The 15,952-nt window shown below is 59.0% G+C and carries 14 protein-coding genes and 2 pseudogenes; 8 read left to right on the top strand and 8 right to left on the bottom strand.

The genetic code is table 11. The features are described from left to right. Window position 1 precedes the first annotated feature (1 nt). From FHT69_RS17415 to virB11, 4 genes are read left to right on the top strand one after another with little or no spacing between them, the layout of a single operon-like run. The gene (locus FHT69_RS17415) at window positions 2-673 is read left to right on the top strand and encodes a virB8 family protein (protein ID WP_097595557.1); all 672 of its coding nucleotides are present in this window, start codon (window positions 2-4) and stop codon (window positions 671-673) included. Beyond that, window positions 670-1,527 carry a P-type conjugative transfer protein VirB9 gene (virB9, locus tag FHT69_RS17420; RefSeq protein ID WP_097542447.1) on the top strand — a complete coding sequence of 286 codons (858 nt, stop codon included), beginning with the start codon at window positions 670-672 and terminating at the stop codon, window positions 1,525-1,527. The genes FHT69_RS17415 and virB9 overlap by 4 nt, the downstream gene beginning before the upstream one ends. 9 nt (window positions 1,528-1,536) lie before the next feature. Next, on the top strand, window positions 1,537-2,709 hold the full coding sequence (gene virB10 / locus FHT69_RS17425) for a type IV secretion system protein VirB10 (protein ID WP_183845064.1): 1,173 nt from the start codon (window positions 1,537-1,539) through the stop codon (window positions 2,707-2,709). Window positions 2,710-2,715: 6 nt separating this feature from the next. Continuing rightward, on the top strand, window positions 2,716-3,747 hold the full coding sequence (gene virB11 / locus FHT69_RS17430; RefSeq protein WP_183905693.1) for a P-type DNA transfer ATPase VirB11: 1,032 nt from the start codon (window positions 2,716-2,718) through the stop codon (window positions 3,745-3,747). 64 nt (window positions 3,748-3,811) lie between these two features. On the opposite strand, the gene FHT69_RS17435 is transcribed toward virB11, so the two are convergent. Continuing rightward, a complete protein-coding gene (locus FHT69_RS17435; protein WP_246780731.1) occupies window positions 3,812-5,539 on the bottom strand; it encodes a putative bifunctional diguanylate cyclase/phosphodiesterase in 1,728 nt (575 codons plus the stop codon). A gap of 236 nt (window positions 5,540-5,775) precedes the next feature. On the opposite strand from FHT69_RS17435, the gene FHT69_RS17440 reads away from it, so the two are divergent. Next, entirely contained in the window at window positions 5,776-6,231 is a 456-nt protein-coding gene (locus FHT69_RS17440) for an NUDIX hydrolase (protein WP_183905694.1), read from the top strand. Then, the gene (locus tag FHT69_RS17445; RefSeq protein ID WP_183905695.1) at window positions 6,228-7,250 is read left to right on the top strand and encodes a PHB depolymerase family esterase; all 1,023 of its coding nucleotides are present in this window, start codon (window positions 6,228-6,230) and stop codon (window positions 7,248-7,250) included. Before FHT69_RS17440 ends, FHT69_RS17445 begins: the two co-directional genes overlap by 4 nt. Before the next feature lie 442 nt (window positions 7,251-7,692). Here FHT69_RS17445 and FHT69_RS17450 read toward each other — a convergent pair whose 3' ends face one another. Together FHT69_RS17450 and FHT69_RS17455 are read right to left on the bottom strand one after the other, a co-directional pair. Further along, complete coding sequence (locus tag FHT69_RS17450) at window positions 7,693-7,908, bottom strand: DUF3072 domain-containing protein (protein WP_097595436.1); 216 nt, start codon at window positions 7,906-7,908, stop codon at window positions 7,693-7,695. A 246-nt stretch (window positions 7,909-8,154) separates the two neighbouring features. Further along, window positions 8,155-9,066, bottom strand: a complete 912-nt coding sequence (locus tag FHT69_RS17455; RefSeq protein ID WP_183905696.1) for a LysR family transcriptional regulator — start codon at window positions 9,064-9,066, stop codon at window positions 8,155-8,157. Between the two features lie 99 nt (window positions 9,067-9,165). Here FHT69_RS17455 and FHT69_RS17460 point away from each other — a divergent pair, with 99 nt between their 5' ends. Then, window positions 9,166-9,927 carry an SDR family NAD(P)-dependent oxidoreductase gene (locus FHT69_RS17460; protein ID WP_183905697.1) on the top strand — a complete coding sequence of 254 codons (762 nt, stop codon included), beginning with the start codon at window positions 9,166-9,168 and terminating at the stop codon, window positions 9,925-9,927. A gap of 169 nt (window positions 9,928-10,096) precedes the next feature. Here the strand turns inward: FHT69_RS17460 and FHT69_RS17465 are convergent, their stop codons facing one another. Then, on the bottom strand, window positions 10,097-11,005 hold the full coding sequence (locus tag FHT69_RS17465; protein WP_183845058.1) for a nucleotidyltransferase and HEPN domain-containing protein: 909 nt from the start codon (window positions 11,003-11,005) through the stop codon (window positions 10,097-10,099). A 330-nt stretch (window positions 11,006-11,335) separates the two neighbouring features. Then, window positions 11,336-11,941 carry a TetR/AcrR family transcriptional regulator gene (locus FHT69_RS17470; RefSeq protein ID WP_097596194.1) on the bottom strand — a complete coding sequence of 202 codons (606 nt, stop codon included), beginning with the start codon at window positions 11,939-11,941 and terminating at the stop codon, window positions 11,336-11,338. Window positions 11,942-12,001: 60 nt separating this feature from the next. On the opposite strand from FHT69_RS17470, the gene FHT69_RS17475 reads away from it, so the two are divergent. Next, complete coding sequence (locus tag FHT69_RS17475; RefSeq protein WP_183905698.1) at window positions 12,002-12,871, top strand: DMT family transporter; 870 nt, start codon at window positions 12,002-12,004, stop codon at window positions 12,869-12,871. 108 nt (window positions 12,872-12,979) lie between these two features. Here the strand turns inward: FHT69_RS17475 and FHT69_RS17480 are convergent. From FHT69_RS17480 to FHT69_RS17490, 3 genes and pseudogenes are all read right to left on the bottom strand, one after another. Then, window positions 12,980-14,296 (bottom strand): annotated as a pseudogene (locus tag FHT69_RS17480) (IS1182 family transposase); the annotation flags it as partial. Next, window positions 14,276-14,392 (bottom strand): annotated as a pseudogene (locus FHT69_RS17485) (recombinase family protein); the annotation flags it as partial. The pseudogenes FHT69_RS17480 and FHT69_RS17485, both read right to left, overlap by 21 nt. Window positions 14,393-14,646: 254 nt before the next feature. Beyond that, window positions 14,647-15,813, bottom strand: a complete 1,167-nt coding sequence (locus FHT69_RS17490; RefSeq protein ID WP_183905699.1) for an ATP-binding protein — start codon at window positions 15,811-15,813, stop codon at window positions 14,647-14,649. Window positions 15,814-15,952 lie beyond the last annotated feature (139 nt).

A 15,952-nucleotide genomic window follows, 5' to 3' on the forward strand; every position in this document is an offset into this window, starting at 1 on the left:
GATCGTGAGTACCGACAGTCTGAAGAGCTATTTCGAAAGGGCACGCCGCTTCGATCAGGATCGGCTGGTCCAGGTGGAGCGGTCGGCGCGCATCGCCTGGTCTATCGCGATTGCCGCAAGCGTGCTTGCCGCCACCTCGATCGTCGCCGTTGCCGGGCTGACGCCTTTGAAGACGGTCGAGCCTTTCGTCGTTCGGGTCGACAATTCGACCGGCATCGTCGACGTCGTCTCGGCGCTGACGTCGACTGCCGGCAGCTACGACGAGGCGGTGACCAAGTATTTCGCCGCCAAATATGTGCGTGCGCGGGAAGCCTATGTCTGGAGCGAGGCCGAGGAGAATTTTCGCACCGTCGCTCTGCTCTCGACCCAGCCGGAGCAGACGCGTTTTGCGGCGATCTACCGAGGCGGCAATCCGGACTCTCCGCAGAATATCTATGGCCGCGGCGCGACGGCACGCGTCAACATCGTCTCGATCTCGCTGATCAACGCCAATGTCGTATCGGTGCGCTATACCAGGACCGTCACGCGTGGTGACGACGTCCGGACCACCCACTGGGTGGCGACGCTCACCTTTTCTTATGTCAACGCGCCGATGTCCTCGACCGACCGGCTGACCAATCCGCTTGGTTTTGCCGTCAGCGAATATCGCGCCGATCCGGAGGCCATCAATTGAAGCAGAGTTTCCTCATCGCCCTGACGGTGACCGCAGGACTCACCACGACCGCGCTGGCGCTCGATATCCCGCGAGGCGCATCGCAGGATAGCCGCGTCCGTTTCATCGACTACCAGCCCTATAACATCACCAAGATTGTCGGCACGTTGCGGTCTTCGGTGCAGATAGAGTTCGCCGCCGATGAGGAGATCGCCCATGTGGCACTCGGCAACAGCGTCGCGTGGGAAGTGGCGCCGGCCGGCAACATCCTGTTTTTAAAACCCCGCGAAAACCAGCCGGTGACGAACATCTCGGTCGTCACGACCAGGCGGGATGGCTCGACCCGCAGCTACCAGATGGAGCTGACGGTGCGCGATGGCAGCGTCGAGGCCGGGCAGAACACCTACTTCTATGTGAAGTATCGCTATCCCGCCGACGAGGCCGAACGCCGGAGGCTGGAGACCGCTGCCCGCGCGCAAGCAGCTCAGGCCGGAGAAGCTGACAAGGTTCTGGCTCTCCACGAGGCCTATGGGCCACGCAACTGGCGCTATTCGGCTCAAGGGACCTCGGCACTTGAACCGCAGGCCGTCTACGACAATGGCAAGGTCACGACCTTTTCCTTTGCCGGCAACCAGGAAATGCCGGCGATCTACATGGAAAATTCCGACGGCAGCGAGAGCCTCGTGCCGAAGTCCGTCGAGAACAACCTGGTGCTGGTGCACGCGATCAGCCGCAAGTTCATCCTGCGCAGGGGAGGCGACGTCCTCTGCGTCTTCAACGAGGCCTATGACCGTATTGGCATCGATCCCGATACGAATACGACCTCACCCTCTGTCGAGCGCGTCGTGAAGACGCAGGCTGTGGCAGGACAATAGGAGGACGCCATGGCCGAGGAAGACAGCACCCACATTCCCGGTGAGCGCGCCGAAACGACGACGGGCCGCGGTCTCGACAGCAATCCGACGGTGAGACGCGGTGCGGTGGCGCTCGCCATCGTCGCCTTCGTTGGCTTTGCCCTCTGGTCGATGCGCGGCCAGGATAAGCCCGTAGATGGCATCCAGCCCGAACGCGTCGTCATCCGGCAGACGTCGGATTTCGAGCCGGCGAAGGAACCGGTCCAACCGGTCGCCACGCCGCCGGAAACGCTGCTGCCAACACCCGGGATGCCCGAACAGGCGGGCGAGGACGAGAAGCTTCTCGACGCTGCCCGCCGCGCGCCGGTCATCGCCTATGGTGGGAAGCAATCCTCTCCGTCTCATTCTCGAGACCAGGACGCCAGCGCCGATACCGCGTCAAATTACGTTCCGCTCGGGAGCAACTCGGGCGGTCCCGGTGCCCAGGCCGAAAACGAGGACCAGCGCTTCAATCGGCTGTTGACGCCGACCCAGCTGCAGGGCTCGCGCGCCGGCACGCTTGGGAATCGCGACTTCATCGTCGCCATGGGAACCTCCATTCCATGCGTTCTGGAGACGGCACTGTCGTCGGACCAACCCGGGTTCACGAGCTGTGTCATCAGCCGCGACGTCCTTTCGGATAACGGCCGGGTCGTGCTGATGGAGAAGGGCACGCAGGTGGTCGGCGAATATCGCGGCGGCCTTCGCCGCGGCCAGAAGCGCCTGTTTGTGCTCTGGAACCGGGCAAAGACGCCCAAGGGGGTGATCATCACCCTGGCGTCGCCGGCAACCGACGCCCTTGGGCGTGCCGGAGTCGACGGTTACGTCGATACCCATTGGTGGGAGCGTTTCGGCAGCGCGATCCTGTTGTCGATCGTCGGCGACGCCACCTCCTACGTCAACAGCCAGCTGCAGGACAGCGATGTCGATGCAGACAACACGACGAGCGCCGGCAAGCAGGCCGCGACCATCGCCGTCGAGCAGTCGATCAACATTGCGCCGACGCTATTGAAGCATCAAGGGGAGCTCGTCTCGATCTTCGTTGCGCGTGATCTCGATTTCTCGAGCGTCTATCGCCTCCGCGTGACGGAACCGCGCAACCGAGTCTACGATCGGGCGGTTCTCGGGGACTTCGCGCCAGCCTCGACCCTGGTCACGAAATAGCCCGCCATGACAGAGGGAGCCGATTCAGGCGTCGTGCGAGAGCTGTTGGCACCCCTGTCGCCCTTCCTGCGCGACAAATCCCTCTATGAGATCATCGTCAACTGGCCGACCCAGGTGGTCACCGAGGGCACGGCCGGGTGGCAGGCCCATGATCTGCCGGAGCTGTCGTTCGACAAGCTGATGCGTCTGGCGCGCGCTGTCGCAAGCTTTTCCAACCAGTCGATCGACGAAACCCGGCCCATCCTCTCGGCAACGCTGCCCGGCGACGAGCGGATCCAGATCGTCATCCCGCCCGCTACGACGAAGGGAACCGTTAGCATCACGATCAGAAAACCGTCTTCCGTGTCGCTCAGCCTCAACGATCTTGACCAGGGCGGCTTGTTCGCCGAGGTTGCGAGGCAAGAGGCGGACATCTCCTCGGCCGACCGGAGGCTTCTGGAATTCTATAGAACGGGGTCCTACCAGGCATTTCTGCGAGAGGCCGTCTACGCACGCAAGAACATCATCATCTCCGGGGCGACAGGATCCGGCAAGACGACGCTCTCGAAAGCCTTGATTCGCCATATCCCGTCGAGCGAACGCATCATCTCGATTGAAGACACGCCGGAGCTCGTCATCCCGCAGCCGAACCACGTCCGTCTCTTCTATTCCAAGGGCGGCCAAGGGCTGGCGAAAGTCGGGGCGAAGGATCTGCTCGAATCCTGCCTGCGCATGCGGCCGGATCGCATTCTTCTGCAGGAGCTGCGCGACGGCACCGCGTTCTACTACATTCGCAATGTGAACTCAGGCCATCCGGGTTCGATCACAACGGTGCACGCCGACTCCGCCGACCTTGCATTCGAACAGCTGACACTGCTGGTGAAGGAATCCGACGGCGGGCGGGACCTGGAGCGAAACGACATACGCGCGATGCTGAAGATCGCGATCGACGTCATCGTCCAGTGCAAACGCCTCGAGGGTCGGTTTCGGGTGACTGAAATCTACTATCGCGCCGCCGCGGCAACTAAAATCGCTCGCGGCGATGGTCAAAACTGCTGACGCCGGAGTTTCCCGGCACGCCATAGCTGACAAGGCGAAGCGTCGGATGCATCGCGGGACTGCATCAAATGCAGTCAGCTCTGGGCGGGGTGGATGCTGCATTCTGCTCAATGACACCGACGGCCGCGCTGAACGGCATAGGCCGACCGAAGAGGTAGCCTTGGCCATATGGGCAACCCAAGGCCAAGAGAGCCTCCTCCTGTTCGCGGGTTTCAATGCCTTCCGCGACGGTGTCCAGTCCCATGTCTCGGCTGAGCCCGATCAGTGCGCGTGTGATCGCAGCATCGTTCGGCCTGCTGCGGATCTGCTGGATGAAACCGCGATCGATCTTCAGCGTCGTCAGTGGATAGCGCTGCAAGGAACTGAGCGAGGCATATCCCGTTCCAAAGTCGTCGAAGGCGATGCCAACGCCAAGCTCCCGTAGGGCCGTCATCGCTTCCAGAGAACGATCGTCATCGGCTAGTGCGATCGTTTCGGTGACTTCGAGCTCCAGTCCCTCGGGTGCAAGGGAGTGCCTTTGAAGTGCGTTGGCCACTTTGTGGATGAGATTGGGGCCGCGGAGTTGCCCCGGGAAGAGGTTGACGCCGATCTTGATTTTGTAGCCTGACGCCTGCAGTTCGCTGGCGCGCTTTGCTGCTTCGTCAAGCGTCCACCAGCCAATATCCAGAGCCAATGCGCTCTGATCGAGAGCAGGAAGAAAGGCTCCAGGCGTCAGCAGGCCCCGGGTGGGATGATGCCAGCGGATCAATGCTTCGAGCCCGATGATTTTTCCGTCGGAGAGTCTGACCTGGGGCTGATAGAAGAGCTCCAGCTCACCTTGACGCATCCCGGCAAGAAGCTCATCGCGCAGTTCGCGCCGCGCCGACGTCTCGCTTCGCATGGTGGCGTCATACATCCGGATCGAGTGTCCGCCTGCGGCTTTCGCTCGATACAGGGCGTAGTCGGCACTGGCAATCAGCTCTTCGGCTTCCACCCCGTGGGCCGGTGAAAGAGCAAAGCCGATGCTGGTGCCGAGTTCCAGGACATGTCCGCCGAGTTCAAACGGCTTTGCAAATGCCTGGAGGATAGCATCGGCTTGGGCATAAACGGCACGCGGGTCGCTTACATCCTGCAACAGCACCGCAAATTCGTCGCCGCCGACACGTGCAATATGAGCGTCAGGACGCAGCGTGTATGGGAGCCTGACACCGACGGCCTGCAAAAGGCAATCGCCGACCAAATGTCCGTGCGTGTCGTTGACTTCCTTGAAGCCATCCAGGTCCAAGAGCATGATGGCGGCAGCGTTTCCCGCAGCAAGCGTATCGGCAAGCAGCGCGGAAAAGCGATGACGATTAAGCAGTCCCGTCAGGGTATCCTGGCTTGCCAGGCGCAACAGTCGCCCTTCCTTCTCCCGTCGCTCTGAAATATCGGTGATGACGGCGCCAGCACAGAAGCCGCGTTTGCCACGCCAGGTCGACAGGGTGATTTCGATCGGAAACTCCGTGCCGTCCTTCCTGACCGCCGACACCTCGACCGGCCTGCCACCGAGATTTGGCTTTTGCCCCGCCGACACTTTTTGCAGCCCTGCCATGTGGGCGCCCCGCATCCGCTCCGGGATGATGATAGTGATGGGCTTTCCGATCATCTCGCCTTTGGTGTAGCCGAACAGCGCGCAGGCGGAGGGATTGACGAAGTCGATATCTCCGTGGCTGTCGATCGAGATCAGGGATAATTTCGTCGCCTCGGCAAATTTCACCACCGTGAACGGCATGCGCCGCTCCGAGCTGCTCATTGAAGACGACTTGGGTGTCATGCGTGCCTCGTGCATCGTGCCGGGCCTGTTTCGAAATTATCCGGTTGGGAAATCTGCCGGCCAAGCACAATCACCATGGAATACATGCGTGAACATTGATTTAAGTCGCGTGCATGCCGCTGGCAGAAAAGCCCAGAAAGGCGCAACTCGAGAGTGCCACCAGAGGTGATCAAGCAAACTGGACTCTTGAAGGCAGCCCCGCTAGCGTGCGCGGGCTTCGAAACCGGAGGCGGACAATGCTCAACGAAAACGACCAGACGGAACTTACGAACACCCTGTCTGGTCGCGATGTCGCGCAGGCTGGTGCTCTTTGCTATCGTCGGACCGAAGGCGGTGGACTTGAAATTCTTTTTGTAGGCAGCCGACGGAACGGTCGCTGGGGCATTCCGAAAGGGCGCGTCGAGTATGGTGAAATCACCAGCGCTGCGGCGCTCAGAGAGGCCTTCGAGGAAGCCGGAGTGGTGGGCCTCGTCGACACGACCGTGTTCGGTTCCTTTTCGTATCGAAAGGACACGGGTCCCAACCACTACCATGTGTCCGTCCATCTTCTCCAGGTGTCGCGCATCGCGGACGAGTTTCCGGAGAAAAGCATCCGTAAAACACATTGGTTCCCACTGAAGGATGCCATGCGCGAGGCAGCCCGGCCGGGTCTGCGAGCGCTCCTTTGTCGGGTTGAGAACATCGACCCATGAAGCTCAGTTTCGGCAGATCGCTATTGAGGGTCCTCAGAGCCCAAAAGAAAATCAGCAAACGGATCGAGAAAGCTGTCGCAAAGACCCGACGCAAAACGAAACGTTCAACGCCCCGTCCCGCGAAACCGATTTTGGTCGAGACAACCGCGTTTGGAAGCAACCCGGGCCGCCTGGCGATGAAATCCTTCGTTCCGACGTCCAGGCTGCCGAAGAACCCTGCGCTTGTCGTCTTGCTTCACGGATGCCGTCAGACTCCTGAAAGCCTGGATGCCGCGGCGGGCTTTTCCAAGCTCGCGAAAGAACGCGGTTTCGTTCTTCTCTATCCACAGCAGAAGAGAGCAAACAATTCGCAAGATTGCTTCAACTGGTTTCGACCAAGTGCCGTCGCGCGAGACCGCGGCGAGGTCCGTTCGATCAAGCAGATGATCGAGCACCTATGCGAGCGACATCGCATCGACCGGTCGAGGATCTTCATCGCGGGGCTGTCCGCCGGCGGGGCGATGACGGGCGCACTTGTCGCGATCTATCCCTCACTGTTTGCCGGCGCCGCAATCATCGCCGGCATGCCGTTCGGATCTGTCCGCGACGCGATGTCGGCCCTGCGCGCGATGAAGTCAGGTGCGACGCCGCCACCGGGCGGATGGGGACGGCCGATCGCCGAGATTTCGCCAGAAGTCAGGGCATGGCCTCCGATAACCATCTGGCAGGGCATGGAAGACCGGGTGGTCAAGCCCGCCAATGCGCTCGCTTGTGTTGCTCAGTGGCTCGAAGTTCAGGGCATTGTAGAAAGCAGCGGCCGCTTGGAGAAAAAACCATGGGGCAGCTTGCAGTCGTGGAAAGTGACCGGCGAGAGGAAAGTGGCCCTCTATTCGGTCAGCAACATGGGCCACGGGCTTCCGATCAAGAAACGCAAGAGCGTCATAACACCACGATCTGCTGACCCTTATGTGATCCCGGCAGATATCTCGGCTCCAGCTGAGATGATGCGATTATGGGGCTTGTCCAGGTTTCGAGTGTAACCAGTTCGCGGGCATGTTCGACCGCACCAGGCAAAGTCCGGTCGCGATGGGGTCACCTACACCATCTCAGTGCGCGCAATGAAATGCCAGGCTTGTCTTCGAGCAGCTGACAGTGCAGGTGAAGGAAATACCCAGGCCCGGGGATACGAGGTTCGTGAGATGTTGAAGATCGCGATCACGTCATCGCCAATGCAAATGCGGCGGTGGCCGCTTTCGGGCACTGGGATCTACTATCGGGCCGCGGCCGGAACCAAGATCGGCGAGGGTGCTCGCAGCGACCACCACGCTGGCCAACGGCGTAAATCCTTTGTGCACCAAAAATCACGCGGACTGGTTCGCGTTGCAGCAGCCCTTTTGCCGTTGCGCAATCGGAATACAGTGGGGCGCAAAAGTCTGCCCTCGGCGTTCGGCCTCAATCAATCGGCTACGACAAGGCGGCCGCTCATTCCAAATCGAGCGACTGCTTGAGTTCGTCGATCCGCTTGGACGCTTCGGCCTTGGTCAGATCCTCGGCATAGGCTTCAGGCCGGTGCGCCTGTTCCGACAAGGTCTTCAGATAGGACCGCTGCGCGCCGGTCATCGGCTCGTCGCCGCTGACCCAATCGTCGGGGTCTTTCTCTGTGTTGGATGATGTCTTCGTTTTCGGATTGTCACTCATAGCGGCCTCCTGAATTCGTTCTCTAAACGTTCCAAGTGGTGCTGCTGTTCCCGCTGTATGGCGATCGTCGCGTTGGGCAATCGATGGCTCTTGTTCGGACGTAAAGGCGCCCCGCCGAGCGAGAGGAATTCCGCTTATCACAACAGCCGCTTGGTCAGTGCCGAAAACGGTGGTCGATCGGTTCGTCCGAGAAAGCAGCGCGCCAGTCCGATAGCCGTCGGCTGACCAGCCCGCCACGACGGGTCATTAGGAATGGGGATCTTCCCGCCATTCGGATGTCGCGCCGAATTCTGAAATGGCAAACGAGATGACGCTGCGCAGGCGCGGCGTCATGCGGCGATCGCGATGATAGATAAGCGACATCGGTCGCTCGCGGAGATGCCAGTCTGGAAAGAGTTGAACGAGCAGGCCTGCCTCGACATCCGAACGCAGCAGAATGGATGGCTGCATGATCACTCCCAGGCCCGCGCGCGCGGCCATGCGCACGGCCTGACCGCTATTGACGGTGATCGACATCCGCGGAATGACTTCGACCTTAACGTCGCCGTTCGCCAGCTTCCATGGTGACCGCGCTGCCGGGGCAAAGCCGATGGCATCATGGTTGGCCAGGTCACTTGGATGACCTGGATTGCCCCTTCGAGCAAGGTAGTCTGGTGCAGCGCAGATCATCATCTGGTAAGGGGCAAGACGGCGCGCGATCAAGCGGCTATCGGGCAACTCGCCGATACGGAAGGCAATATCGAATCCTTCGTCGACAATATCGACATTGCGATCCGTCAAGGTGATATCCAGCGTGACATCCGGGGCAAGCGCGCGGTAGCGCTGCAGTCTCGGCATCAGCATCTCTGCGCCGAACGTCGTCGGAGCCGTCATCTTCAGCTTGCCGCGAGGCTCTGCTTGCAATGCCTCGGCATCCTGATCGGCAATCGCCACGCGCTCCAGAATATCTCGGCACTGTTCGACATAGCTGGCGCCGAAATCCGTCAGGCTCTGACGGCGGGTCGTCCTGTTCAGAAGACGCGTTCCGAGGCGCTCCTCAAGTGCTGCCACATGCTGCCCAACCATTGCCGGTGACATCCCGAGCTTGCCGGAGGCGGCACTCATCGAGCCCTCTTGCACCGTTGTCACGAATACCTGCATGGATCGGAATAGGCCCATTCGATAGCTCTGCTTTTAAATGACGATATTATTTTCGCGATTATCCATTTGTATGGGCGAAATTACAACTCCTGTGACGCTGCAAACAAGGAGCACGACATGGCGCAGAACAGATTCACGGGCAAAACGGTCCTCATTACCGGGGCGGGAACGGGCATGGGGCGGGCTGCCGCGCTTCGATTGGTCGAAGAGGGTGGCCAGGTCGCTCTCATCGGACGCCGGCCCGAGCCTATCGGCCAATTGCAGTCGGAGATCGAGGCCGCTGGCGGCACAGCCATTGCGATTGCCTGCGATATCGCCGACAACGAGGCGGTTGCCGCGGCCGTCCACACGACGATAACTCGCTTCGGCAAACTGGATGCCCTCTTCGCCAACGCCGGCGTGCTTGGGGAGTTCAAGCCATTGGCTGTTACGGAAGCGGACGAATTCGACGCGCTTATCGCCACCAATCTGCGCGGCACCTTTTTCACCATCAAGCAATGCCTGCCGTTTCTGGCCGATGGTGCGATCCTCATCAACGCCTCCTGGACGGCTGGTGGCGTGATGCCAGGCGCCGGAGCCTATGCCGGCACGAAGGGTGCCCTGCAGGCGATGATGCGCACCCTTGCGGTGGAACAAGGCCCACGGAACATCCGCGTCAACGCCATAAACCCTGGCATCATCCTGACGCCGATGGCCGATGACGTCATCGACCCTGTCTTCGCGGCTCGCCTCGCCAGTCACACGCCTCTTCGCCGTAACGGCAGATCAGAAGACGTCGCGGGCGCCGTGGCGTGGTTGCTGTCGGACGATGCCAGTTTCGTCACCGGCCAGGAAATCACCGTCGACGGTGGTTTCACAATTGGCGGTATCCGGCTCTAGTCTGGTCCAACCATTCCATCAGGAACTGACGGCAAGCACCTCGCAAAGCCGGCCACCGGCCGCTTTGCGAGTTCTTCGCGTAGGTCCGGCCCGGGGAATTGAAGCCATTGTTAAAGCTTGGTGATCAAGCCTTTTGCGTCCCACCAATCATGGCCGTGTCGTCCGGTTTCTAGTCGCTGCTGTGCTTCAGCTTTTCCAGATGCTCGGAGCAAACGACCCTGACCAATTCGAGCAGCATTGTTGTTCGCTCGCCGAGCCACCTGAGCGCCTCCTCGCTGATCTCATAATGCTTTGAATAGCGCGCCTTCACATATGCTTCGTTCAATGTGTTGAACCACGCGCGTTCCTTGTGTTGATCACGCGGAAAGGCTTCGGCCAGCCGGCGGTTTTGTTCCTCGGCGAGGGAGCGCAGAAACTTGATATTGTGCGATGGTGGGCCGTAGTTGGTGAGGGTGAGCAGGACGCAGGAATAAGCTTGCTCGAGCGATTGATGGAGTTCAAAGGCGGCGACGCGAAACTCTCTCTCTCCGACATAGAACCGGAAACCCTTTAAGAATGTCTGGGAAAGCGAGAACCTGTCCTTGAAGTGCTCCCTAGCAATACGCAGTTGGTCTGCCGGGCTTAGTGGTGCGGCTTCCGCAAGCGGTTCATCGTCAAGTTCATAAAGGACGATGCCTTCCTTGCGAATGTCGGAGAAGAAATACTGTCCTTCCTTGAGGTAGGTATTCACCTCACGCCTTGAATGGACGATGAAGCTCACCGGCGTTTCGATCGAGGCCTCGTGGATTAGCCGGTCGGCGGCCTTGTACCAGTAGTCGGCGAATTCGCAGAGCTTGCGGTTGTTGACGATGATCAAGAGATCGAAATCGGAGCGATACCCTTTCATGGTGAAGGGTTCATCGACCCATCCGCCCTTGGCGTACGAGCCGAACAGGATAATCTTCAGAATCCGGCCGCGCTTCTTGAAATCGGCCGTGCCTTCTTTCAGCGCGTCCTCGAATTCCTCGTGGAGGATTTCAAGGACCCGGCCGAGTTCTCGTTGCTTGCGAAGCGGCATATGATCGAGCGACGATTTCATAAGCAATCGATAGGCGAAAGATCCAATATCGTCTACTCGCAGTTTTGAGAGGGATTTTGTGGGAACTAATCGCCTCGGAGATCACGTTCTCTCGAGGAACCGCGTTAATCGAAGACGACCGTGAATGTGGCTTCCCAAGAAGGTCCTGCACTCCAGGAACGGGGAGCACACGCTGCGTCACCGGCGCGTTGGCCACCGAAAAGGCAGATGCCCTTTCGCCTCTGAATGGGGATGTCGATCAGCTTGATTACGCGGAATCAATTTCGTTGGAATGATACCACTTTATTACCTTCCAGGATCATTGGAATCTTCCGGATTGGCTGAATGCGACTAGCGGACATTTAGCTTCGTGGGCGAAATCAAACGTTTCAGCCCGATTTCACGGAAGCGGGTGAATGCCAACACACCATCCTTGGCTTTAGCTCGAATGAGCGCCCCCTCGTAAGCGTCCACGATACTCGCTGTTAGATCATTGATGTTCTCGTCACTGTCGATATCGCCATCCTGCTGCGCAGCGGCCAGCACCCCTTGAATACTTTTCTCCCAGCGTTCGAATGAAGCGGCGAGCGCATCGAGAACGACTGCGCTCCGGCCTGCAGCGCTTTGGGCAATCATACCGTAAAGGCACCCTGCATATGGGGCGGCCGCCTTATACTCTTGTTCAAGAGCTGCGAAATAGGCATCGAGGCGGGCCAGCGGACGGAGCGACATGTCAGTGAAGAATTTCTCCCGCACCTGCCGGTACTTCTCCTCATACGCTTCGACGACCGCTACGACGAAGTCATCCTTGCTCTGAAAGAAATAATAGAAGGACCCTTTCGGGACATCGACGGCCTTCAGGATCGGGCCGATCCCCACACCGTCATAGCCATGCGCCAGCAATTGCCGCATACCTTCGGAAATGAGGCGTTCACGCGTCGCAGATTGACCATCCATAACTAGACCAATCGTCTACTAGGTTGTTTATGCACATCTCTCTCCACGGAGTGACCTCATATGAGCATAGCACCCAGTAGGCTTGTCGGCATCTATCTCGTGATTTCTTCTGCTGTTTTGTGGAGCACGGCCGGGCTTTTTGTGCGCATCGCCGACATGGATGTCTGGTCAATGGTCGCTTGGCGGTCGGCCTTCTCATTCGTCACGCTTGGCGCATTTCTATTGATCCGCCGAAGATGGACGAAGAAAGGTGTTAAAGGGACTTTCGGCATGCCCGGTGTGGTTGCATGTGTCGTTTCTACAGTAGCGGCGATCACCTATATTGCGTCTTTGCAGTGGACGACCGTCGCGAATGTCATGACGGTGTACGCCACGCTTCCGTTTGTAGCGACCGGGATCGCTTTCTTATGGCTGCACGACCGCGTGACATACCGCTTCGTGATCGCTGGCTGTCTAGCTTTCCTGGGAGTAGCTATTTCGGTCGGAGCAGCTATGTCGGCAAACGACCTTCTTGGCATCCTGGCTGCTTTTATCATGACGGCTGGATGCGCCACGCAGATTGTCATTGCCAAACGGTTTCCAAGCATGGATTCGACGATGATGACGGTCTTGGCCGCGTTGGCCTGCTTTTGCATCGCCCTTCCGCTCATGCAGTATTCGATACCGACATCGACACAACTCCTCGCATGCGCTTTCTATGGGATTTTCACGACCGGCTTTGGTTATGTGCTTTTGTTGCTTGGCTCTCGCCGGATTGGTTCAGGTGAAGCCGGACTATTATCCATGCTTGATGTCATCCTTGGCCCAATATGGGTCTGGATTTTCTACAGCGAGGAGATCACGCTACCAGTCCTTCTGGGCGGTGCAGTCGTTTTGACTTCTGTCTTTTGGTATCTCCTACCGAGCCGTAAGGTTGCTGCCCCCGTTTGAGCAACGGCCGCTTTGGGCAGATACCTTTGATAAAGTCGCGTCGAGATCGTGCGGCAGCATCTGGATTGCGGCTGGCGCGCCAAGGTGTAGCTCCCTTTGTGCTGGTTTCGGCATCGGCGTCGGGATTAGCTTTGCGAGTTTCCGGAGGTTTTGGGCTGCGGCTGCGCGGTGGAACTCATCTCTAGCTCCATTCGGCCCTCGTAGTCGCAAGCGATCCAATCTGAGGATGCGTTTGAGGTGAGCAAAGAGCATCTCGACCTTTTTCCTCTCCCGCCTCGAAGTGACATAGGCTTCCGTTTTGGCGATATCGCGAGCCATGTCGCGAGCGCCCTCATAGATGGAGCGTGGTATTTTGCGCGCCGGGGTGTTCGGGCAGCATTTGGGTTTCAGGGCGCAGGGATCGCAGTCGTGCTCGCTGACTCGGTAGCATACCATGCCATCCTCGTCGACAAGCGGACGCTCATTTTTGTGGGTGATCTGTTGCGAGCGTAACTCCTTGCCGCCAGGGCAGGTATAGAGATCGCGTTTGTGGTCGTAGACAAAGTCGGCTTTTTCGAAAGTGCCGTCGCGCCGCTCGGACTTGTCGAAGACCGGGATATGCGGCTCTATCCCCGCTCGTGCACCAGCCAGCCCAGCATCTCGGCAGAACCATAGGCGCTATCGGCGGCCAGCCGTTCTGGATAAAGGTCGAAGCGATCCTGGGTGCGTTCGATCATGGTGCGTGCCGCGCCGACTTCGGCCTGTCGGATCGCCCGGCTCGCTTCGACGTCAACAATGATGGCATTGTTCATATCGATCAGATAGTTGGTGGCGTAAGCGAAGAAGGCATGGCCCTTCTGCGCTCCGGTCCACTGCGCCGCCGGATCAGACCTCGATTCGAACTTCGGCTTCACCTCACTGGCCGCACCCCACGCCGCGTCATCGAGCGTGTCGAGATATTCCTGGACCCAGCGACGGGTCTCGGCCATCGCACTCCAGTCGACCGTTTCCGACCCTTCCGCCGAGCGTTGCTTGTTCGCATCCGCCTTGATCAGGCTCGCATCGACGGCGAAGCCTTCGCCGCCGACAAGACCCTCGTCGATGCAACGCCTTACTGTCGTCTCGAATAGCTCGCGCAGCAGATCACTATCCCGGAAGCGGCCATGCCGGTTCTTGGAGAAAGTCGAATGATCCGGCACATCGCCTTCCAGGCCGAGCCGGCAGAACCACCGATAGGCGAGGTTCAGATGCACCTCCTCACACAGCCGACGCTCGGAACGGATGCCGAAGCAGTAGCCTACGATCAGCATGCGGATCATCAGTTCTGGATCAATCGAGGGCCGCCCGATCTCGCTATAGAAAGGCCGCAAGTGGGACCGCAAGGCCGGACAGGTCGACGAAGCGGTCGATAGAACGCAGAAGGTGGGCGGCGCGCAACTCATCCATCTGCGCGTCATGGACCTGATCGTCCGTCGAGACGCGGGCGTAGCCGACGAGCCGTTTCGGTAATGGCGGCTGATTTGAAGCTGGTCGTCTTGCCATGGGTCTTTGCGGCTGCTTTTCAGGTGCTTTGTACAAATAAGGAATGCGCGAAGAAATGACCCTTTGCGAGTATGTTTTATGATCAAAGAGAGGAGGCGCTCCCAGCGCGTCTTCCGGTCGACACGGAACGCGCGTCAGCGGCCTTCCACCGGCGTAATGCCGCAGAACTGTGTGTTTGAATGAGCGCTATCGCATTGTTCGCGCATTGTTGCCCAGAGAGATGCTGGAGCGGGCTTCTATAGGCGATACGCCCGCTAGGTAAGGTCAACCAGAGCTTTGCCTATCGAGGCTAGGGGCATTGCTTCCACATCGTGCTTTAGGCGGAAAGTTTCCTGCCCAGGGTAAACGACGATGCGTCGTGCTGGGTCGAGATCTTCGCATGCAAGATAGAAGCCTTTCTCGAGTTTCGGCGTCAGGCTCCGCTTGATTTCGATAGCCCAAGGTCGTTCACCCGGGGGCGTCAGAAGGAGGCCAATCTCCGCACCAGCCAATGTTCGGTAAAAATTGCTCTGAGTTCCGGGGGGGGCTGCTGCAATCAACGTCTCGATCACGAGACCTTCCCAGCTTGCCCCGGCGACTGGGTGTCCAAGCAGGTCCTCCTGAGTGGTCAGTCCCAAAAGGGTGTGGGTGATGCCGCTATCGCGAACATAGACCCGCGGTGATTTGACAAGGCGCTTGCCAACATTCGCATGCCAAGGCTCAAGGCGTCGTACGAGGAGTAGATCAACCAGGAGATCGAGATAGGAGGCGACCGTCTTGCCATCGACGCCGAGCGAACGCGCAAATTCTGCGGCATTCAGAAGTCCGGATTGATGATGTGCGAGCATTATCCAGAAGCGCCGCAATGTCTCGGCAGGAATACGAGGACCAAGCACGGGAATATCTCGTTCCAGATAGGTTCGTATGAAGTCCTGCCGCCAGCGCTGGCTTGCACGATCATTTACCGCAAGGAAACTATCAGGGAAGCCGCCTCGCACCCATAGCTTATTCAGATCATCAACTGGTACTTCCAGGCTGTCGATCGGACCCATTTCAAGGTAGGCGATGCGACCGGCCAGCGTCTCACCCGACTGTTTCAATAGATCGATGGATGCGGACCCGAGCAGCAGGAAATGGCCAGCCTTCCTCCCATTTCGCCGGCCCCGATCGATAAGCCCACGCAAATTCTGAAAAAGATTTGGTAGCCGGTGAACCTCATCCAGGATAACGAGCTTGTCGCTATGCTGGCTGAGATATAGTTCCGGCTCGGTGAGTTTGGCGCGGTCGGCATCCGATTCCAGGTCGAGATAGATTGATGGGCGTTGTTCGGCTATGGCGAGAGCCAGCGTAGTCTTGCCGACCTGACGCGGGCCAATGAGCGCAACGGCGGGGCTCGAATCGATCAACTCAGTCAGTTTTGTAGATATTCGACGTTCAATCATCCTTGCATTTATGGAGTATAATTCCGTAATTGCAAGGACGATATGTTGATAGCTCGGCTGCGTCCGCTGGCGCGTCGCGCGTCGTTCACATTGCCGTGCGCCTAAAGGCTCGCCGCGTCGGTTGTTCGGAACGCCATCT

The organism is Rhizobium sp. BK008 (genome assembly GCF_014197345.1).
Taxonomy (GTDB): Bacteria; Pseudomonadota; Alphaproteobacteria; order Rhizobiales; family Rhizobiaceae; genus Rhizobium; species Rhizobium anhuiense.